The 22,274-nt window shown below is 42.9% G+C and carries 17 protein-coding genes; 4 read left to right on the plus strand and 13 right to left on the minus strand.

Annotation, left to right across the window (positions count from 1 at the left end; genetic code table 11):
• Positions 1–79 precede the first annotated feature (79 nt).
• From CVU62_02535 to CVU62_02545, 3 genes are read right to left on the minus strand one after another with little or no spacing between them, the layout of a single operon-like run.
• Complete coding sequence (locus CVU62_02535; GenBank protein PKN39095.1) at positions 80–922, minus strand: hypothetical protein; 843 nt, start codon at positions 920–922, stop codon at positions 80–82.
• Positions 910–2,607, minus strand: coding sequence for a hypothetical protein (locus tag CVU62_02540; GenBank protein ID PKN39096.1), 1,698 nt, complete (start codon positions 2,605–2,607; stop codon positions 910–912). Before CVU62_02540 ends, CVU62_02535 begins: the two co-directional genes overlap by 13 nt.
• On the minus strand, positions 2,604–3,863 hold the full coding sequence (locus CVU62_02545) for a hypothetical protein (protein PKN39097.1): 1,260 nt from the start codon (positions 3,861–3,863) through the stop codon (positions 2,604–2,606). The genes CVU62_02540 and CVU62_02545 overlap by 4 nt, the downstream gene beginning before the upstream one ends.
• Before the next feature lie 262 nt (positions 3,864–4,125).
• Here CVU62_02545 and CVU62_02550 point away from each other — a divergent pair, with 262 nt between their 5' ends.
• The 4 genes from CVU62_02550 (at position 4,126) to CVU62_02565 (ending at position 8,811) form a co-directional block, all read left to right on the plus strand.
• Positions 4,126–5,253 (plus strand): hypothetical protein, encoded by a 1,128-nt coding sequence (locus CVU62_02550; GenBank protein PKN39098.1) that lies wholly within the window; start codon positions 4,126–4,128, stop codon positions 5,251–5,253.
• Between the two features lie 7 nt (positions 5,254–5,260).
• On the plus strand, positions 5,261–6,310 hold the full coding sequence (locus CVU62_02555) for a hypothetical protein (GenBank protein ID PKN39099.1): 1,050 nt from the start codon (positions 5,261–5,263) through the stop codon (positions 6,308–6,310).
• The gene (locus CVU62_02560) at positions 6,311–7,837 is read left to right on the plus strand and encodes a B12-binding domain-containing radical SAM protein (GenBank protein ID PKN39100.1); all 1,527 of its coding nucleotides are present in this window, start codon (positions 6,311–6,313) and stop codon (positions 7,835–7,837) included. It abuts the gene before it with no gap.
• A gap of 182 nt (positions 7,838–8,019) precedes the next feature.
• Positions 8,020–8,811, plus strand: a complete 792-nt coding sequence (locus CVU62_02565) for an oxidoreductase (protein PKN39101.1) — start codon at positions 8,020–8,022, stop codon at positions 8,809–8,811.
• Between the two features lie 100 nt (positions 8,812–8,911).
• Here CVU62_02565 and CVU62_02570 read toward each other — a convergent pair whose 3' ends face one another.
• From CVU62_02570 to CVU62_02615, 10 genes are all read right to left on the minus strand, one after another.
• A complete protein-coding gene (locus CVU62_02570; protein PKN39102.1) occupies positions 8,912–10,699 on the minus strand; it encodes a phosphoenolpyruvate carboxykinase (GTP) in 1,788 nt (595 codons plus the stop codon).
• A gap of 70 nt (positions 10,700–10,769) precedes the next feature.
• Positions 10,770–13,586 carry a pyruvate, phosphate dikinase gene (locus tag CVU62_02575; protein ID PKN39103.1) on the minus strand — a complete coding sequence of 939 codons (2,817 nt, stop codon included), beginning with the start codon at positions 13,584–13,586 and terminating at the stop codon, positions 10,770–10,772.
• Positions 13,587–13,849: 263 nt separating this feature from the next.
• Entirely contained in the window at positions 13,850–14,770 is a 921-nt protein-coding gene (locus CVU62_02580) for an epimerase (protein PKN39104.1), read from the minus strand.
• Entirely contained in the window at positions 14,757–15,662 is a 906-nt protein-coding gene (locus tag CVU62_02585) for a dTDP-Rha--alpha-D-GlcNAc-pyrophosphate polyprenol alpha-3-L-rhamnosyltransferase (GenBank protein ID PKN39105.1), read from the minus strand. Before CVU62_02585 ends, CVU62_02580 begins: the two co-directional genes overlap by 14 nt.
• Positions 15,663–16,652 carry a glycosyltransferase family 2 protein gene (locus CVU62_02590; GenBank protein PKN39106.1) on the minus strand — a complete coding sequence of 330 codons (990 nt, stop codon included), beginning with the start codon at positions 16,650–16,652 and terminating at the stop codon, positions 15,663–15,665.
• Positions 16,653–16,941: 289 nt separating this feature from the next.
• Positions 16,942–17,679 carry a glycosyl transferase gene (locus CVU62_02595; GenBank protein PKN39107.1) on the minus strand — a complete coding sequence of 246 codons (738 nt, stop codon included), beginning with the start codon at positions 17,677–17,679 and terminating at the stop codon, positions 16,942–16,944.
• A gap of 50 nt (positions 17,680–17,729) precedes the next feature.
• A complete protein-coding gene (locus tag CVU62_02600) occupies positions 17,730–18,440 on the minus strand; it encodes a sugar ABC transporter ATP-binding protein (protein ID PKN39108.1) in 711 nt (236 codons plus the stop codon).
• An 8-nt stretch (positions 18,441–18,448) separates the two neighbouring features.
• Entirely contained in the window at positions 18,449–19,243 is a 795-nt protein-coding gene (locus CVU62_02605; GenBank protein PKN39109.1) for an ABC transporter permease, read from the minus strand.
• 23 nt (positions 19,244–19,266) lie between these two features.
• Positions 19,267–20,343, minus strand: coding sequence for a hypothetical protein (locus CVU62_02610; GenBank protein ID PKN39110.1), 1,077 nt, complete (start codon positions 20,341–20,343; stop codon positions 19,267–19,269).
• Positions 20,344–20,375: 32 nt separating this feature from the next.
• Positions 20,376–22,274, minus strand: coding sequence for a polysaccharide biosynthesis protein (locus CVU62_02615; GenBank protein PKN39111.1), 1,899 nt, complete (start codon positions 22,272–22,274; stop codon positions 20,376–20,378).

The raw sequence follows: 22,274 nt of genomic DNA on the forward strand, positions 1-22,274 counted from the left end.
TTATCAAATACTTAAGACAAGAATGTTTTGCGTGAAATGAACTTGTCCATTCTTGAGTTATACTAAAAACACCGGCACATTATTTTTCTGCCCCAAAAAGGTAATAACAGTTAAAACCTTTCTTGAAAAAGAACTTCAGTATTTCGACGGATTTCTCGAATCTCTTAATCCCGCTTTCATCCAATACCCCTCTCAGGTTGGATCTGTTTTCTGTAATGTTTTTCCTCCAGCAGTCTAGCGTTAGCTCTACTTCATTGCTTATATTTTTTGAGAATATATTTTTAAAACCGGATTGACACAGTAATTCAGTGTAGCGTTCTGGTGTTTCCGTACTTCCTTTTCCAAAGGTTTTTATCAAATTTATTATTTGGAATAAAAATTTTAACTTAATAATCAAGTTAAAATTTTTATTGATCAGAACATCTGACAGAAGAATATATCCACCCGGCTTCAGCAATCTGTAGCATTCATCAAATAGCAATGCTTTGTTTTTTATCAAATGCGACGATTCCATAACCCATATTACATCGAAACTTTTATCCGCAAAACCGGTAGCAGTCATATCCGCAACCATGAAACGGACTTTATCTTTATATCTACTTCCCATAATCCTGCTATTTGCCAAATCAACACCTTTTTTGCTTATGGAAATACCTGTTATGTCTGAACCGAATTTATCATGGAGATAGATAGCGGGAGCACCGATACCGCATCCCGCATCTAAAATTTTTGTCTCCGGTCCCAGCTTGCAGAAAGAAGAAAGTTCATCAATGAGATTATCAGTAGCTCTATTCAGGTCATCTTCAGGTGTTTTGAAATATCCGAAATGAAAATTATCACCGAAAATATATTTCCAACCTTCAGTTATTGAATCGTAATGACGTCCAATATCGAAATATTTCTTCATCCTTACAGCCTGCATTTAACATATCTATAAAGTATGGACATCTTTTTGGACAAGGGAGTCTGGTCCCATGAATTTCTGATACTTCCTTTGATGTATCGGGGAAGCTCATCATAAACAACTTTACAATCAACAAGATTTACGCCCTTATTCGCCAACACCTTTCCCAGTGTCTCTTTTAAATTCATTTCGTCAGAAATACGGAAGTATTTTACTCCTAAAGAATTTGCCAAATGCTCTAAGCCGGGGTTATTCAAATTAACGGAAACATCTTTATTATACAACGTTTCCTGCAATCCCTTAATAAGCCCCAACGCGCCATCATTAAAGACAAAAACCGAAAGGTTAATCTTTTCCCTTATGGCAGTCAGGAGTTCAAATCCGCTGATTAAAAATCCCCCGTCACCACAAATACATACAACCTTTTTATCCGGCTTGGCCATTGCGGCGCCTATCGCAGCCGGAATACCAAAGCCCATTGCCTGATAGTCCGCCGGAGTCAAATAGGTTTGAGGATCGAACACTTCGAAATCGCTCAGGCTCCATAGTTGATGATATCCAACATCTGTGGAAATAATTGCGTCTCTCGGCAGACATCGTCTCAATTCCTGCAGAAATCTTGCCGGATGCAAAGAACCGTTGTTTTGTTTTTTTCCTATTTTGGCGGCATGCCCGGTTTTGAATTTTTTAATTTCCTCGATGGCTTTAACATTCACCGTTCGTTTTACACCGCTCAACGACTTATTCAGTTCTTTAAGGGCATTTTGGGCATCTGCCTGTACAGAAAACAAACTGGAATAATTTTTGTCCAGATTATCTTTTGCGGCATCTATATGGATCATGTTATTAAACTTCAGCCCCCAGCCTCCAGTCGCCATTTCAGAGAATTTTGTTCCAATTGCCAAAATCAAATCACAGTTTTTGAAAACACGATATGCTGCCGGAGAACCGGTCAGACCAAATCCATATCCGGTAGACAACTCATAATCTTCAGGAACAACTCCCCTGCCTGATATTGTTGTGGCAATGGGAGCGGAAAGTATTTTTGATATTTCCAGCAGTTCACCACCCGCGCCAACACACCCCCTTCCCGCATAAATTCCAACCTGCCGGGCCTCGCCGATATATTGTACAATTTTTGTGACAGCCTCTTTTGTAATACTCATTGGTGCAGGAAAAACTTCCGGCACCAGTTCTAATTCCTCTATTTCCTGATCCATTACCTGGCTTCCAATTTCAACAACAACCGGACCAGGTTCCTCCTTGCAGGAGAAATTATATGCCTCAAATAATTCGTTAATCTGAGAAATTGACGAAATCGCAACGGCCTTTTTTACAACAGGTTTTACGATCTCCAGTTGGGGAATATCGTGTATATAAAAACTTTGCCGGTTTTTTTTCGGATTAACTGTTATCACCAGCATGGCCGATGAATCAAGAAAAGCCTCCGCAATTCCTGTAAGCATATTGGTCAGACCGGGGCCGGGGATAGCAATACACACACCCGGCTTTCCCGATACCCGGTAATAACCATCGGCCATAAATGCCGCAGAAAGTTCATTTGTGACAAGAGTAGTATCGATGCCAACACAATGTATCTCATTATAAAGAGAAAGGGTTCTGGCTCCGGGAATACCCCATATATTATTTACACCTAATTTTTTTAAAATGAGAGCGACGGCCTTTGCTCCATCAATTTTCATTTTAAGCCTTCTTTTATTGCTGAGTATTTGATATTGGAAAGGCAAAATCTTTCCATTTCCCCATTTTTATAATACGCGCTCGGACATTTGCTCATCTCCGTCAAATCAACATTGTACAAATTCGGCCAACATTTCAGGACGATATTGAGCATTTTTTTCTGAACAACAAATCTGGGTAAATGCAAGAGATAAAGAGCAATCTCCGCTAATAAAAACGGTCCGTAAGCTTTAATCAGATAATAAAATAAATACAGGGATTTGAATGAACTATTGTTAATCCTGTCTAAATCAATACGTGAACCGGGTGAAGAATATTTATCCTCGCTTTCTTTTTTAATATTAAAAACAAAACTGCATAATTTGGATCCGAATTTATCCCGGAAACCTTTCGGCAAAAGCCATCTGAAATTTTCTAAAAATATCTGCATAAAGCAGAACTCCCGGAGGATATCCGCTTTGTTGATATGCAGCTCATCTGCAAACAATTTTATTAATTCAGACATGCAGATTTGCTCCGCATTAAGATGTTTCCCTATGGGAGCCAGAGTTCTGGTTCTAAGTTCGACGATAAAAGACCGGTGTTCAAAGCAAAATTTGACTAAAGGAAGAATTTGATCTTCATTAATATTTTTTGCCAATGTAGCGGAAAGCAAGGTGTCGATTTTTTCACGCCCGATATTTTCAAGAGCTTTCAACTTTGCCTCAAGATAATTTCCTCCGTTCATTTTTAGATATATTTCATCATTGAGACCATTAAAAGAAAAGAAAATGTTTTTTAACCCATGCGCCTTCAATTTCTTCACATATTCAAGAGACTCAAGTTTTATTCCATTTGTATTAAGGCTGGCTCTATTTCCCGCCATTTCCACCAATTCAAAAATGTCCTCTCTGCACGTTGGTTCCATTCCCATCATCACAACCTTGCAGTCGGGGTATTTCTCTAATAACTCGTTTACTTCTTCACGCTCAATCTCGGTGTGATTGCTATATTTCTCATAACAAACCTGACAGTTCAAATTGCATTTTGCAGATGCATACGTATGGATGGTCTGCATTTTTGCAGAAGGCTCACCGTTCGATCTTGTCAAAAGCAAATACAGGTTCTTATCCTTTTCAATTAACGCTTTATATTCCTTTCCGTGTTCATCTTTTTTCACCATATAAATGTTTTGGCCATCGGAAATAACTTTTGCATCGATAGCTTGCAAAGACAAAGGAGAAAGACTTTTGGTATATTTAAGGAGTTCTTCTGTCATCTTCAACTATTTAATCTTTGGCATTATTTTGATATTTTTTGATAAACTATTGTTCTTGATAGCGGAAAGTATAGGAAGAACTATCTTGTAAGTCAATTAAATATTGCCCTTTATTAATACCTGTTCGCCTTTTACAAGGTGCTATTGAAGAGATAAACATAAGAGGAAAGGTTTTTGCTTGACATAAACGGTTTTTTTTTCATACATCTACTGCACTTCGAAGAATCTAATTCAAACCGTTTTCCTGGTAAAAAGAGACATTATGAGCCATTTCAAAAAAGAGGGATTTTATGCATTTCTGAACAGGGCAATGCGTTTATCCAATCTCTCCTATCTTATTAAGAAACCTCGTCTCTTACTTAGGATTGCCAGGGTCGCTTTTTACTATACTGTTCTTAAGAAAGACGTTCCCTGGAATGCAAACCTTGCACTTATCAGTAATTGCAACCTTAATTGTCAACATTGTTTCGCGCACACATTTAATATTACGGCAGGGGGGGAAAACAAGAAAGAGCTATCCACGCCGGAGATCATCGCTGTTATCAAAGAAAGCCTTGATTTAGGAATATTTGATTTTGATCTTCAGGGTGGAGAACTTCTATTGCATCCTGATTTAGAAAAAATAATCAAGGCTATTGAGCCCCATCGCTCATTTATAAATATTGTTACCAACGGAACACTATTTAACGAAGACTGGGCAATCAGACTTAAGCGCTGGGGAGTTGACGTAATTGCGTTCAGTGTTGATAGTTACATTTCCGATGAGCATGATAGTTTTCGCAATCGGCAAGGCGTTTTCTCCAAATTGATGCAGGCCATTCAAATCGCCAGGGAATATAAATTTAAAATAACAATTTTAACAACGGTGACACACCAAAATTTGCATTCGGAGGGAGTAAAACGGCTGCACGATTTTTGTCTCAAAAATAATTTTATCCATTATCTTCTGATTGGAATCCCCGCCGGCAAGTGGTTGGGAAGAACCGATATCCTGATCAATAGTGATGATCATATTTATATGGAAGAGATGGCGAAAAAAACTAAAAATAAGATTCGCCGTGATCTTTCTCCTCGTTTTTTTCGTTCAGGCTGCCCGGCGGTGAAAGAGAGTTATTACATGACTCCTTATGGCGATATATTACCTTGTCCCTTTATTCACATCTCCCTGGGTAATATTAGAGACCATTTGCTGGAAGATATTCTTAAAAGGGCCTTAACGCTTAAAGAATTCAGAAATTATTGTCCTGTATGTCTTATCGGGCAGGATAAAGATTTTATCAAGAAATACGGCCAAAGGTTATTCACCTCTGTTGAGTCACCCATAGACAGTGATGAAATTCTGGAATTCAAAACACGTTTGCCTCGTCGTTCAAAGTCTTTAGCTCGTTGATGGTCTTATGGAAAGAAACAAGTTTATAGAATTAAATAGTCATCATAAAGAACTTGATAAATTTAGAGTTCATTATGATACCAGATGTATAATTTGTAACACCATGACCCCTTCTCAATTCATCGGCAGCGTTACCGAACATGAGTATTCTAACACCACATCTCTTGTTTTTCCTGTTTACCGTTGCCACATTTGTCAACTTACCTATCTTTATCCGCGTCCTGATGTTTCGGAATTGAAAACCATTTATCCTCCTGATTACTATTCATATAATTTCTCCATAAATAAATCCGAATCAAAATCAAATAAGTGGTCGCTTGTAAAATCAATCTGGTTTTGGATGAACTTGCGCACCTATCGTACCAGAATATTGCCGTTTGTTAGTCGTCCCACAGGAAGACCGCTAAGAATTCTAGATATCGGTTGCGGTGCGGGAGCTCAATTAGACAACATCAGAAAACTTTTTCCTGACAGTGAAACTCATGGTGTTGATATAAACAAAATCGCTATCGAAAAGGCTAAAGACAGCGGCCATAAAGTTTATTGCGGACGTTTTGAAGATATAGATTTTCCCAAAGGGTATTTTGATGTCGTGTACTCCATTCACGTAATAGAACACGTGGAACGCCCGGACATATTCATGCGGAAATGCCTGGATTTATTATCACCTCACGGTATAGTTCTGATTGAAACACCCAACACGGATTCACTGGATTATAGAATGCTCAAGAAGAGACATTGGGGTGGATATCACCCGCCCCGGCACTGGTACTTATTCAATATTGAAACATTCCGGCATTTATCCAAACAGCTTAATGCGGAAATAGTATCTTTTGTGCCTTACAACACCGCCGTATTTTGGAACTGGAGTTGCCATTCTCTTTGCAGAGCTGTCCTGGGTAAAAAAATGGCGGATAGATTATTTCCACCCATAACTATTTTTTACGGAGGAATTCATTCCTTCATCATCCTGAGTTTTTTTTCTGTTTTTGAAAAAATTCTATTGGGCTTGTTTAATAAAGCTAATTCGTTGAGAATTGTATTTAAAAGAAGATAATTGAATGTTACTAAAGGACCGGCCGTAATGAAAGCAAGCATTCTCCACCGCCCGATAAAGAAAGTGATCCTCATTTTCCCGCCGATGAACAATCCCCGCATTTACGCTAAACAGTGCTGCATGCCCATGGGCATCGCTTATCTGGGAGCGGTGCTGCGTGATCATTATGATGTTCGCCTACTTGACGCAGTGGTTGAAGGACACCATCTTGAGCGCGATATAACCCCCCAGATATTACAGTACGGCCTTGACACCGACATGATTATGGAACGAGTCCGCGAGTTCTCCCCTGATGTGGTCGGAATGAGTTGTCTATTTTCCCACCAGTTTTCCGTGGTGGCAGGGTTGGCGAAAAAAGTAAAGGACTGGAATCCTGAAGTTATTACCATCACCGGTGGCACACATCCGACTTTTTTACCCGAACGATGTTTGCGTGAAGAAGCGCTCGACTACATTGTGATGGGTGAAGCTGAGGAATCCCTTCCCGCGCTCCTCAAAGCAATTGAAACCGGTAGCGGTCATGGAGAAATCGATGGTCTTGCCTTTCGCACAAATGACGGCCAGGTAATCCACCCCAAGACCTCGTGGATCAAGGATCTTGACTCCCTGCCTTTTCCCGCGCGTGACCTTCTGCCGCTTCAAAAATATTTTGATATCAACATCCCCATTAATTTTTTCTCCAAGAGCCCGCTCAACATTTCATTCATCTCATCCCGCGGGTGCCCGTTCCGGTGCAATTTCTGCTCCAGTAGTATATATTGGGGCAGCCGCTATCGCGCCCGCTCACCGGAAAACGTACTGGCAGAACTAGAACACCTGAAGAACGTCTACGGTATCGAAGAGATAAAGTTCGAGGATGACAACCTCACCTTAGATACAAAAAGGGCAAAAGCCATCTTCCGTGGCATGATTGAGCGCAAGCTGAATCTTTCGTGGAACATGCCCAACGGGGTTATGGTGAAGACGCTGGCTGATCACGAGCTGGTCCGTCTGATGAAACAATCTGGTTGTTACGAGGTGATCCTCGCCTTCGAAAGCGGCGATCAATGGGTGTTGGACAACATCGTTAATAAACCGCTCGACCTCGAAGCCGCACGCGGAATCGTGCGCAACTTGAAGAGAGAAGGCATCGACACCCACTCCTGTTTCATCATCGGATTTCCAGGCGAAAAACTCGCGCAGATCAAGAATACTTTTGCTTATGCGCACTCACTTAACCTCGATAAAATGTTAGTCTTTTTCTTCAAACCCCTGCCGGGCACTCCGCTTTATAAGGAATGTCTGGAACGCGGACTGATCAATGCGGACCAGTGTGATGAGAACAGCTTCGTGTTTAGCGGCATTTCCGACCAGGATTGGACACCGGAAATATTGGAAAAGCTGTATCGTCACGAAGAATTGCGCTTTCTTTTCAGCCTCCTCTTCCGCAGGCCGGGGAAATTTTTCGGTAAGTACTTGCGACCGAGACTCCGGCCGAATCAGATTAGAACCATCTATTACTGGTTTGTGGACAGATTCGGCAAGTAGGCATCCTACGCAATGATGATGAATCGTTCAACGATCCTGTTTAGATTGACAATGCGACAATCGCACCCTGGCTTGCCTTGGGGCATAATATCCGTAGTTGACAGACATGGGCAATTTGCCTATGCTTCTTTCCCGAAAAAGAATTTTTTATCAAAATATTAAAAGCTTATCAGGAGAAAAATATGTCAAGACGTTTGGATGGTAAAAATGCAATTATAACCGGAGCGGGAAGCGGCATCGGCCGGGCGACTTCTCTGCTTTTTGCCCGTGCGGGCGCATGTCTGGTTATTGCCGATGTGAATGAAACCAACCTTAATCTGGTAAAAGATGAAATCGTCAAGATGGGTGGCAACGTTGTCGCACGTCAAACCGATGTTTCGTCGGAAGAAGAAATCAAAGCTCTGATCAATCTCGGACTGGACACCTTTACCAATATTGACATTCTGGTCAATAACGCCGGTATCGGCGGCGGACTGGATACTCTTGAGGATCAAAAATCAGAAGAATGGCATCAGGTGTTTGATATCAACGTTATGGGCCCTGTTTACGCCACCAAACATATCATAGCACACATGAAGCTACGCCGCCGCGGCTCTATTATCAATATCGCCTCGGTTGCCGGCCTTCTCTCCGGCGCGGGTGGCAATGCCTACAGCGCCAGCAAGGCAGCACTTATCAACTTCACCAGAACATCTGCCTGCGAAGTCGGTGCACACAATATTCGTATCAATGCAATCTGCCCGGGACTGATTGAGACCGGCATGACTCAGCCTTTTTTTGAATGGGCCCGTAGCACCGGTAAGGAAAATCAACTCGGCAAGTATTGCGAATTAAAGCGCGCCGCCCATCCTGAGGAAGTTGCCTGGGCCATACTTTTCCTGGCCAGCGATGAAGCAAGCTACATCACAGGCCAGGCTCTACCGGTGGATGGCGGCATTACTGCTTCAATGAGCGTTCCGGGCAGGAAGATTTAGAATGATAAAACAAACAAGAAGGGGGACGGCGAATTTCGCTGTCCCCCTTCTTTAATAACCAAATAACCGAAGAAACGGTGTCTGCGGTTCTCTAAAGAATCTACTTAAGTCTCTCCTGTAGATCTTCGAATTGTTTTTTGAGTCTTTCAGGCAGACGGTCGCCGAACTGAGCGAAGTGTTTCTCAATATCGGGAATTTCAGCTTTCCAGGCTTCCAGATCAACATGAAGCAGAGCTTTAATATCCTGCTCATCAATTTTAAGCCCCTTCAGATCCAGGCTGTCCAACGTCGGCAACAATCCAATTGGAGTTTTAACCGCTTCAGCTTTTCCTTCAATTCGTTCGCACATCCATTTCAACACGCGGCTGTTTTCTCCGAAACCGGGCCACAACCATCGGCCATCCGGACTCTTACGGAACCAGTTTACATAAAAAATTCTGGGCGCTTTATCTTTAAGCTTGTCACTCATATCGAACCAGTGCTGAAAATAATCGCCCATGTTATATCCGCAGAATGGCTGCATGGCAAAAGGATCACGTCTTAAGTTTCCCACCGCACCGATATTGGCCGCCGTGGTTTCCGATGAGGCAGTCGCACCTAAAAATACACCATGGTCGAAGCTATAGGCCTCATTAACCAAAGGAACAACACCGGCGCGACGTCCGCCGAAAACGAATATATCAATGGGCACGCCTTCCGGTTTTTCCCAATCAGGGCAGATAACAGGACACTGAGAAGCGGGCGCGGTAAAACGCGCATTGGCATGAGCCGCCACCTCTTTATTCTCCGAGGGCCAGTCACGCCCTTTCCAGTCAATGGCGTGCTTGGGAGGCTTGCCATCCATACCCTCCCACCAGATATCGCCCTTGTCGGTTAAAGCGCAATTGCTAAAGATAACATTTTTTTTGATTGATTCCATCGCCATGGGATTGGAATCATAAGACGTTCCAGGCGCCACACCGAAAAATCCTGCTTCAGGATTGATTGCATAGAGCCGGCCATCGGGACCGATTTTCATCCACGCGATGTCATCGCCGACGCATTCACATTTCCAGCCGTCAATGGTGGGCTGCAACATGGCCAGATTGGTTTTTCCGCATGCCGAAGGAAAGGCTCCGGTAATATGATACTGTTTACCTTCCGGGCTTGTCAGCCTCAGAATCAGCATATGTTCGGCCATCCAACCTTCGCGTTTGGCCATAGCCGAGGCAATACGCAAGGCCAGGCATTTCTTGCCCAGTAGAGCATTGCCGCCGTAACCGGAACCGTAGGACCAGATTAAATTCTCATCCGGAAAATGGCTGATATATTTTTTCTCTATGGGCGCGCATGGCCATGGAACATCTTTCTGTCCTTTTTCCAGAGGCGCGCCGATGGAATGCAGGCAGGGAATGAACTCACCTTTCTTTCCCAGCTTCTTAATAACTTTCTTCCCCACGCGGGTCATGATGTGCATGTTACAGACAACGTAGGGGCTGTCCGTAATTTCTATGCCGATTTTCGCAATCGGCGAGTCAATAGGCCCCATGGAAAAAGGAATCACGTACATCGTGCGTCCCTTCATGCACCCCTTGTAAAGAGACTTCATCGTCGCCTTTAATTCATCAGGCGCGACCCAGTTATTTGTGGGACCCGCCTCGCTCTGCAGAGGAGTACTGATATAGGTCCGGTTTTCTACTCTGGCCACATCGGAAGGATCGGAACGAAACAAAAAGCTGTTTTTTCTTTTCTTAAGTTTTATAGCCATGCCACTTGCAACCATCTGCGACATCAATTCATTATATTCCTTTTTAGATCCGTCACACCAATATACTTTATCGGGTGTGCACATTTGCTCAATTTCATTCACCCACTTTTTCAATTTTTCATTTTTTACAACCATTTCCATAAAATACCATTCCCTCTATTAATGAAATCCATTTTAGCTCTATATTGAATATCTTTCCAAAGCCGAACAATTATTTGCGAACCTTCGCTTTTGCCTTTGTTTTGGGCTTTGCTTTTGCCTTGGGTTTTGCTGCCACCTTTGCTTTTGCTTTTGGTTTCGCCACAGGAGGCTTGGGCGAACTCTTCTTCTCATTGACCACGGCCTGAGCAGCAGCCAGACGTGCAATCGGTATGCGATAGGGTGAACAACTAACGTAATTCATGCCTACGCTATGGCAAAACATAACGCTCGATGGCTCGCCGCCATGCTCGCCGCAAATGCCGACCTTTAAATCTTTACGTGTCTTGCGTCCCCTTTCAACACCAAGCTGTATCAACTGGCCAACGCCTATCTGATCAAGAATCTGGAAGGGATCAGCCGGAATAATTTTTTTCTCCAGATACTCGGGCACAAACGCACCGACATCGTCACGGCTGAAGCCGTAAGTCATTTGCGTAAGGTCGTTCGTTCCAAAGCTGAAGAATTCCGCCTCTTCAGCAATCCGGTCGGCCAGCAGCGCCGCCCGCGGAATTTCAATCATCGTGCCGACCATGTAAGGCATCTTTTTGAGTCCATATTTGGCGCATACTTCAGGATAAATCTTTTTGACCAGAGCCCCTTGATTCTTTAATTCGTTCACACCGCAGACAACCGGAATCATAATTTCGGGAAACGCTTTTTTGCCTTCTTTGATCAGCTCCGCCGCTGCTTCAAGAATGGCACGAATTTGCATTTCGCTCACTTCAGGATAGGTAATACCCAAGCGCACCCCGCGATGTCCCATCATCGGATTGGTCTCGTGCATTTTTTCTGCCCGGCTGTTGAGCTTGTCTATTGAAATATCCAGACTCTCAGCCAAACGCTGTCTTTCCTCCGGATTTTCCGGCACGAATTCATGCAGAGGCGGATCAAGAAGGCGAATGGTTACAGGTCTTCCGGCCATGACTTCCATTGTCTTTTTAATATCGCTTTTCACGAACGGGAATAAATCGTCCAGTGCCGCGCGACGCTGTTCTTCATTATCCGACAGAATCATCTTGCGCAGACAGAACAACGGTTTTTCGCTATTCTCACCGTAAAACATATGCTCGGTGCGGAACAGGCCGATTCCTTCAGCCCCGAACTGCATGGCTTTGGCCGCATCTTTAGGCGTTTCGGCGTTGGTGCGAATTTTCAGACGGCGTATAGAATCGCAAAGTTTCATAAAATCAGCAAAGTTCTGATCGTCTTCTGCGCCGCTGATCATCGGCAAAGCGCCAATGTAAGCGCGTCCTTTGGTTCCGTTGAGCGTAACAATTTCACCTTCGCGTACCGTTTTCCCGGCAACCGTCATTGTCCTTTGCTGCATATCAACATGTAAAGCGCCGGCACCGACGATACAACACTTGCCCCAACCGCGGGCAACCAGTGCCGCATGTGAGGTCATACCGCCACGTGCCGTAAGAATTCCCTGAGCCGCGCGCATGCCTTCCACATCTTCGGGATTGGTTTCTTCACGTACCAGGATTACCTTCTTACCTTCTTTCTTCAGATTGACCGCCTCTTCCGCTGTAAATACAACCTGTCCCACGGCTCCACCGGGACCGGCAGGTAGACCTTTTACCAGAAAATCTCCCGAAGCCTCGGCTTTCGGATCAACCATCGGATGAAGCATTTCATCAAGCTGAGCCGGTGTTACTCTGGATATTGCTTCCGCGGCACTGATCATCTTTTTTTTGTACATTTCCACAGCCATGCGTACGGCGGCGGGACCATTGCGCTTGCCAGTGCGGGTTTGCAGCATCCAGACGCGGCCGTCTTGAATTGTAAATTCCAAATCCTGCATGTCTCTGAAGTGAGCTTCCAGTTTATTGCGAATAGCCTTGATCTGAGCGTAGGCTTTGGGCATGGCCTTCTCCAAAGAGGGATGTCCTTCGGTATCGTCTACCTGGCGGGTTTCTTCATTTATCGGATTGGGAGTGCGGATTCCCGCAACAACGTCTTCACCTTGAGCATTGGGCAGCCATTCGCCGTAGAATTTATTCTCGCCGGTGGCCGGATTGCGGGTAAAGGCCACACCGGTAGCCGATGTATCGCCCATGTTGCCGAACACCATCGCCTGCACATTTACCGCAGTGCCCCACTCATCGGGTATTCCTTCAATACGGCGATAGGAAACCGCGCGCTTGCCATTCCAGCTTTTAAAGACCGCACCGATTGCACCCCATAACTGCTCCATAACGTCATCGGGGAAAGGTTTGCCAAGAACGGCTTGTACTTTGGCTTTGTAAATTTCAGCCAATTCGGCAAGATCTTTCTCTGTAAGATCAACGTCTGATTTAGCATTGCGGCGTGTTTTCATTGCCGCGAGTTCTCTCTCCAGCTGCTGACGAACACCCATGCCTTCTTCCGGTTCAATGCCTTCGGCTTTTTCCATAACAACATCCGAATACATCTGAATCAAACGGCGGTAGGAATCCCAGACAAAGCGGGGATTTTTTGTTTTTTCAATCATGCCGGTAATCGTTTTCGATGTAAGACCGATATTCAGCACCGTCTCCATCATGCCGGGCATGCTGCTGCGCGCTCCGGAGCGAGCTGAACAAAGCAGAGGATTTTTCGGGTCACCGAACTTCATTCCCGAATCCTTTTCCATCTTCTGCAGAGCTTTTGCAACCTGTTCTTTTAATTCCTGAGGATAACGGCCTTTATTCGCATAGAAGGCCGTGCATACTTCCGTTGTAATGGTAAAACCCGGAGGAATAGGAATGTTAAGATGCGCCATTTCCGCAAGTCCAACGCCCTTGCCTCCCAAAAGATTTTTGCTTTTTCCATATCCTTCCGAAAAAGAGTATACATATTTTGCCATAACTTCGCTTTTCAACCTCCTTGGTTATAATAGGTAATTTTATGCCGCTATATCGGCATAAGACCATGCTTATTGTCAAGATAAAATTGCATAAATGTCATCAAAGACAGAGCTCATTAAATAATTAATTATTTCAATATATTCCATCAGTTTTTCAGAACACAAACCGCGATTATTCCGATATAAAACTTGATGTTATTTTTTATAATTTCAGACAGGGAAACTGGCAGGATAATTATTTATAAAGGGATTCGATATGTTATTTATAATGTATTACTATATAAACGAGGTAAATCTTCCTTAGTTAAACGAAATGGTCGCGGCTTAAATCCCAAATCGCGACTCGCTTCTTCATGACTAAAAACGAGATCCTGATTCATTCTTTCAGCCATAGCGGCCGACCAATGGCGAAAAGGAGGAAACATTCGCAAGAACATTACTGCAACCCGGAAAAGCCAGAGAGGAAAAGTCACAAATCGCGGCTTTTTATTAAGGGCCACGAAAATACGACAGACCATTTCCCTGTAGCTAATTGTCTCTCCTCCGGATACGTTATAACTACTATTAATTGCAGCCTTTGAACTCAGAGCGGTAACACAGCACGCAGCGACATCCTTTGCGTGCACCGGCTGTCGCAGCCCGTATGCTGCTCCTAACACGGGGTAAAAAGAAAAACGCAGGATAAAGGAAGCAATCGCACTGACATTCTTATCTCGCCCCAGACCGTAAACCAGGGTTGGTCTCAATATTGTAAAAGTTAATTTTTCTTTTTTTGCCCAAGACTTCAAACGCTCCTCATTTTCAGCAAGAGTTTGCGCCAATATTTTTTCGTCCTGATCTGAGGATTCGCTCTTGGTAAACCTGCTTGTGGATGAAACAGCCACAATATGTTTGGCGCCATAGGTCAAAAGCATCGAAAAGTATTCCGACAAGACAGAAATAGGAGCAAGGCTAATCCACAAATTTATTTGTTCTTTTCTTTGATCAAAATAACCGACTTCGGTTGATTTGAAACTGGCAAGTAATCGCCAGACAACAGAATTATCTTCCACAGCTTTTATTTGACTTTCCCGATGCGAAAACGCCACAACATCCCAACCTTCCTCAACCAACAAGGACAGTAGATAGTCCCCGACGATACTTGTTGCGCCGATAACTCCAACACGTTCTTTATAACCAATCATGTGTCAGCCTTTGTCCGATAAGGCGAATGCTGTAGGAAACAGCCATTGCGCCGAATCTTAACCATACTCCCACTGCCACGATCCACATTAAGATACCGGGATACTGATGGCGGAAAAATTTACCATAGAAGCGCATCATACCTTTGTGTTTATGCCATTCCACAAAAATCGGGCGTGCTTTACTGCATGTTCCTTTGTGATGAACTACATGGGCATCGGGAACAAACATTATTTTCCAACCCCGCTGTCGAAAGCGCATGCACCAATCCAGATCTTCACAGTGTAAAAAATATCCCTCATCCAAAAGGCCGACATCTTTCAACACTGCACGATTCACCAGCATACAGGAACCGGAAATAGCTTCAACCTCAACAGGGTCACCCGGTAAAGGCTGCTGATGAAGCAGGAAATCCGAGAAAAGTCGGGGATAGCGTTTGCGAAAGCTAAAAAGGCCAAATGCGCGAATGAAAGACCTCCATGGTGTGGGCACAGCACGTCGCCCCCCTGGTTGTTCTGTACCATCAGGATTGAGGACCAGCGGCCCGGCCATTCCAGTTTGCTGTGATGATTTCATGCCGATCAGTAATTTCTCCAGAGCACCTTTATCAAGGAGACAATCCGGATTCAGAAAAAGCAAATAATCATTTTCCCCGGCAGCAACAACACCTATATTACAGGCCTTGGCAAAACCCATATTTTTATTATTACGAATACATATCAGGTCTGATCGTGAAAACGCCATTCTCTCAATGGCCTCCATACTGTGATCTGTGGAGCCATTATCAACGACGATCACCTGAGCAACAGGTGCTGAGCCCAAAAGCGAATTTACAGTTTCATTTAATATAGTACCTGCATTATAGTTAACAATAATAGCGGATACTTTCGGCATTTAGAAAGACCTCCGCCGGAATTGTGATAAGCGAGGCAAAAAGCTTTTATTTAAAATCTTCCAAATTTCAGCTATGGAAGCGGTTCGGTTTCTTTGAATATCACGTCTCTTTTGCCACATACGAGAAATACCACAGAGCGCATCCCATTTTGCCTTCAGGATTACTACAACTTGTCCACGTAAAGAAAACCAGATAATAGTCACAAGATTGATCAAAATATGCGCAGGAAGCAGAGACCAGAAAAGCGCATCAGGCATATTTTTCACATATGCCCATACCATATTTCTGTGACCATGATAAACAACAAAATCACTATGTCGGTTTCCTGTAGTTGCCGCCCCAACATGATAGGCAACGGCATCCGGCACCAGCAAACAACGATGACCAGCCAAACGCAACCGGAAACCCAGATCGACATCTTCAAAATAGCAAAAGAAATCTTCATCAAATCCGTCCATCAATTCAAAGACATCTCGCCGATAAAGCGCCGCCGCCGCACAGGCGGAAAATATTTCAAGAGGTTTATTTATATCATGCGGTATGGGCTGATAATTACCTTTTCGCCACGCCCATCCAGATACATGCATCGTGTCTCCATCTCCATCGAGAATTTCACGATTTACAGACTGGACAAGACGAGATGCAAAAAATGAATATTCAGGATGTGCAATTGCAGCGGAGAGCATTTTACTTAACCAATCTGGTTCCAGATACGCATCCGGGTTTATCAGTGCTATCCATTCATATCCTTTTGTTTTTTGAAAGAGCAGATTGTTCCCTGCTGCAAAACCAATATTTTTTTCGCTTTTGTAGAATTGTACGGCAGGAAATCTGCTGCAATAACTTTCCGCTATAGGATCATCATTGCCATTATTCAAAACAAATATTTCAGGTTTTATAGATTCTTGTTTAGCAATGCACTCCAGACAACGCAGGAGCATAGGTGATGATTTCCAATTCACTATCAGAATAGCAACATTTGTTTTCACGAAAGAAACCCGCTAATTAAAAAAATATTCCATGCTGTTGTCAAATGCTCAATAATTGTCACACGGTAATTAGCGTCATTGTTGCCGGTTAATTCTTTTACCGGTGCCAGTAGAATTTTTTGTGCGCCTTTCATCCGGCTCGATTGAGAAAGTCCAAGAATATTTGCTGGGCTATTGTACTTTATGAAATGCCGATTATAATATTTGTTTTCTCATTGAATTATACCAATCCATGTTTCAATCAAATATCCGCATTCCTGCTCGGTTATTTTATCGCATAAAACGTTAGCTAATCCATAAAACGGAAGCGGATAATCTGCACTATCGCCGATACCGCATCCTTCCAACCAATTTTTTTGCCTTCCTCGTATGTGCGCCCGGCATAAGAAATACCCGTCTCATAAACACGCACCCTCTTTCCATTGAGGCGCATGCGGGCAATCTTGGCAGTAATCTCCGGTTCAACTCCAAACCGTGGACTTTTGATTTTGATTTGATCGACAACTTCACGCACAAAAACTTTGTAGCATACTTCCATGTCTGTAAGATTCAAATTAGTCAGCATGTTGGAAAGAAGATTTAGCGCATTATTCGCAACCTGATGCCAGAAATACATCACACGATGCGGCTCGCCAATAAATCGGCTCCCGAACACAACATCTGCTTTCCCTACCAGGATAGGATGCAATAATTTAGGATAATCCGCCGGATCGTATTCGAAATCGGCATCCTGGATAATAACAATGTCTCCTGTTACTTTGGCAAATCCGTCCCTTAGAGCCGCGCCTTTGCCTTCGTTTACCGCTTTATTAATTAATTGAATTTTCGTTGACGGAAATTTACCCGGCAAGGATCGCATGATATCCCAGGTAGCATCTTGAGAGGCGTCGTTAATCAGAACCAATTCCCGTTCCAAACCGCAAGGAAGTGGTTGCGCAATAACTTTGTTGATAACGGACTCAAGATATCTTTCTTCGTTGTAAACCGGTATTACGATTGACAACATTTTGAATGTGCATTTTTCCATAGGGCTGATCACTTTTGTAACATTCGGCTTAAACTTATCATAACAGAAGATTAATTAAATTTATCTTCTGTTATACGACCGTGATCCATCGTCAAAACACGATTGCAAATTTTTTTTATTTGCTCGGCATCATGAGACGCCAAAACAAGTATCGAAGATTTTTTTATAAACTCCAGCAATCTTTTTTCCGCTTTCTTGCTGAAGTCGGCATCACCGACGGAAAGCCATTCATCCATAAGAACAATATCAGACGGAAATGTCGTACAGATGGAAAAAGCCAGACGCAGAGACATTCCGGTGGAGTATGTTCTCATTGGCATTCTTATATATTCACCCAGTTCGGAGAATTCGATGATATCGTCAATATGTTTCTTAACCTCGGATTTTCCTATACCCATAAGAACACAACGCATAAAAATATTTTCATAACCGGTAAACTCATTATCCATGCCCAAAGAAAGGTCCAGCAACGAAACGATCGACCCACTAACTTCCATAGTGCCGCTGGCGGGAGCGTAAACACCGGCGATTGCGCGCAGGAGCGTGGATTTTCCCGCTCCGTTATGCCCCACCAGACCTACCCGCTCACCCTCACTAAACGAAAAGGAAATGTTGTCAATGGCACAAACACTTATTCCATGAGCATCGTTGGCTATTTTTCCTCCTGTCGCCGCGCGAACAACAGCTTTCTTGAGAGAACGACTTGATGAGTCAAAGATGGGATAATATATGGTCAGACTTTTCGCTTTTATTGAAGTCATGATGTTACCTACAGCCAGTAAGCTACTCTGTTACGAAATCGTTTTATAAAAAAGAAAGTTATTGCTGCCGCTAAAACTATATATATTAAAAGACTAATCCAGTGATACAGATCCGGGGTCTTCCCCAATAAGGGAGAACGTACTAACTCAATTATGTGAAAAAAGGGATTGAAGTCGGTAATCCACGATTGTTTAGAGGCAAGAGATTTTTTCATCCAGAAAATAGGAGTAAAAAAATAAATGAGTTGCAGGAATACCGCCACAATCTGGGTTATATCACGGAATCTTGTGCAAATAATTCCGAGAATCATGGAGAGAAGAAAAAGCAAAATGAGAATAAGTATAATCGCCGGTATAATTAAAAGATATTCCCATGAAAATCCGTTTCCGGCAATAACTAGTACTATAATGATAATGAGAAAATTATGAAGAAATAATATTATATTATACCACAATTTTCTCAAAACATGAACCGACAGCGGAAGAGATACTTGTTTAATGATGGACTGAGACTGAACAAACATAGTGCAGGCATCAGTTAGTTGCGCGGCAAGCAGAAGCCATATTATCTGCCCGATGGCGAAATATGGCAGAAATTCACTGAAGGAAGACTTGAATATTGTCGAAAACATCAGCCCGATACTGCCAACCATAATCCCCGTGCTGATAGTTATCCAGAATGGTCCTATCAGTGACCGGCGATACCTTTGTTTGATATCATACCATCCCAGCAATGACCACATATGAAAATATCTGGCTATAGCGTTTAGTTCGTCAATCATTTCTTTGGGGAAGATTTTCATTTTATCTGCAGTATTCTTTCCATTTAATGTTTTTCAAACATAATTTCATTAAACATTTTTCCCAGGGCATCTTGTACTTTAGCAACAGCCAAATTGTCAAGGCACTTGCTTTGACCGCTTCCATCGCATCCTTTTTTACGACAGGGTGAACAATCCATGTCCGGCAGGACAACCTGATTTGTTTCTCCCGGTGGTGACCAATCGCGCCAATCGGACGGACCGTAGATAGTCAAGGTCGGCGTACCGACTGCCGCAGCAATATGAGGTGCAGCGCTATCCACTCCAATGTGCAGTTTGCTCTCTTGTAAAAGACCGGCCATTTCCTGCAACGTTGTTTGCCCCGCAAGATTATATGCTGAAGATAAATCAGCAACTGTTAATTCATCAGCCCTTTTCCTTTCTTCACCCGACCCCAGGATCAGGACCGGCATTTTATATTTTTGCCAAACAAAAGATATGATTTGCCGCCATTTATCAATTCCCCATTCCTTGTAAGACCAGCGTGAAAACGGATTGATTGTGACATAACCGTTTTCAGATTTAATATTTTCTGTCTTCAATAATGTTATCACTTTATTTTTGGTTTCCGTAGAAACAAAGATTTGAGGAATGGAAGTGGTTTCTTGTATCCCAAAACTTCTAATAATTTTTAGAGATTGCTCGGCGGCTCCGAAAATTCTTTCTTTCGCCTCAGGCGGGTTGGCAAGATGTGTAAACATTCTATTACGCCAGTTAATTCCCTTATAATAAAGAGCGGCTCGCATTTTTGCTCCGCTTAATAAAGAAATATAAGCTCCGCGATCATCAGCGCGCAGATCAAAGAGCAAATCAAATTTTTCCCGGCGTATTGATTTTAATAATTGCAATCCTTTGAATACACTTCGCTGGTCGACTTGAAATACCTTACCGATACGGGAATCGTCCAAAAGCAAATCCCCGTTGGGCCTTCTGGTTAAAACAGAAACTTCAGCCTGCGGAAAAGCATTTTTAACAGCCCCAAACGCGGGGATCGCCCACACGACATCTCCTATATCGCCTAATTGGATAATTAATATTTTTCTGATGGGAATATTTATTTTATGCTGAGCGGAAATAATCATTTTTATTTAAGCTATTTTTAAAAAAGAAGCGCTCAAAGAACAGTTTTGTTGTCCTGTGGAATATATTCGGGTACAATTTCCCTGAGTTTTTTCTTAATGGTCCCCGCATTGTGGTCCAGGGAATATTTTACCAATTCTTCAATATCTTCATCAAGTTTTTGTTTCATATTAAGTATTTGATTTAATCCATTAGCGTGATCATTGGAGCGTAGCACCATAATTTTTTCATGTCCGGTCGACAAAATATCCTCTCCTTCCGTAATGAGTTCTTCGTATAGTTTTTCTCCATCACGTAAACCGGTATAACTGATTTTAATATCAGTATCAGGCTCTTTTCCGGAAAGACGAATCAGATCTCTTGCCATATCTGCTATCTTAACAGGAGTCCCCATTTTTAAAATAAATATTTCTCCACCTCGCCCCATAGCTGCAGCCTGCAAGACCAGTTGTGTCGACTCTGGAATGGTCATAAAATAGCGGTTTACCTCCGGATGAGTGACTGTAACAGGTCCCCCCTTCTCTATTTGCCGCCGGAAAACCGGAATCACAGAACCGGAGGAGCCAATAACATTACCGAATCTTACCGCCATCAGCAGCGTGTTTTTACCCTGTAAAGACTGCATGATCAATTCGGTCACCCGTTTGCTTACCCCCATAACATTAATAGGACGGACAGCCTTGTCCGTTGATACCAATACGAATCGCTCCACATGATATTTAACCGACATTTCCATGACTATACGACTGCCGATGATATTATTGAATACCGCCTCCCAGGGATTTCTTTCCAGCATCGGGACATGCTTATAAGCTGCGGCATGGAAGACAATCTGCGGTTTGTATTTTTTAAAGATATCCTCCATGAGAAGTTCATTTTGCACATGCCCCAGAATTGCTTCGCATTTGTGAAAATTGTTTTCATTTTGCAGCTCCATCTGAATATTGAAGAGATTCATTTCGCTGGCATCAAGCAAGACCAGATAATTCGGTTGATATTTTATCACTTGCCGGCACAGTTCAGAGCCGATGGAACCGCCACAACCGGTAATTAAAACAGTTCTGCCGTTCAGATATCCGCTAATGCCCGTGTTATCCAATTTCACCGGCGGTCTTCCCAGCAGATCCTCATAACTTATATCGCGTAGAACTTTAATACTAACCCGGCCGTCGATAAGCTCACCCATTCCCGGCAGTATTTTATAAGAAACATCACAGTCCTTGCAGGTTTCCACTATATTTCTTATCTGGTCGCCTTTGGCCGATGGAATGGCAATAAGTATTTCTTTAACATCTTCTTTTTCCAGAATAGAGGTAATCTTTTCCAGATTTCCCAGCACAGGTACTCCATGAATCGATCTTCCTTTTTTTTGAGGATCCTCGTCAATAAAACCGACTACCTTATAATGCAATTGATTGTTCTCGAAAATTTCCCGTAATATTTTTTCACCGGCATCGCCCGCTCCAATTATCAATACGTTCTTATAAGTTACCTTCGGAAACAGTTCTTCTTTAATTCTCGGATTGGCAAATCCTGAATAGTAAGAACGAATAGCTATTAGTTTTCCGCCGACTAATAGAAAAGTGAAAACACCGTCCATAAAATAAATGGATCGGGAATATCCTTTAAAACCGCTTATATACAAAATTATCGCAAGAATTAATAAAGTGGATAACAGGCAAGCTCTCGCTAAAAGCCAGAAATCCCTGATGCTGGTATAACGCCACATTCCTCGATAAACACCGGAAAAAACAAAAACGATAATCTTCAGAGGAATAATCCAGAGAAGAACCATTTTTATCTGCTGCATGTAAAATGGACTAAGTAAAAATTCAAAGCGAAACAAGTATGAGATAACAATGGATAACGTAAATATTAATACATCGCTGAAAATCATTAAATACATTTTGGGGTTTTTTATCGGGAAATACAT

This window comes from Deltaproteobacteria bacterium HGW-Deltaproteobacteria-2, from assembly GCA_002840505.1.
Taxonomy (GTDB): domain Bacteria; phylum Desulfobacterota; class Syntrophia; order Syntrophales; family Smithellaceae; genus Smithella.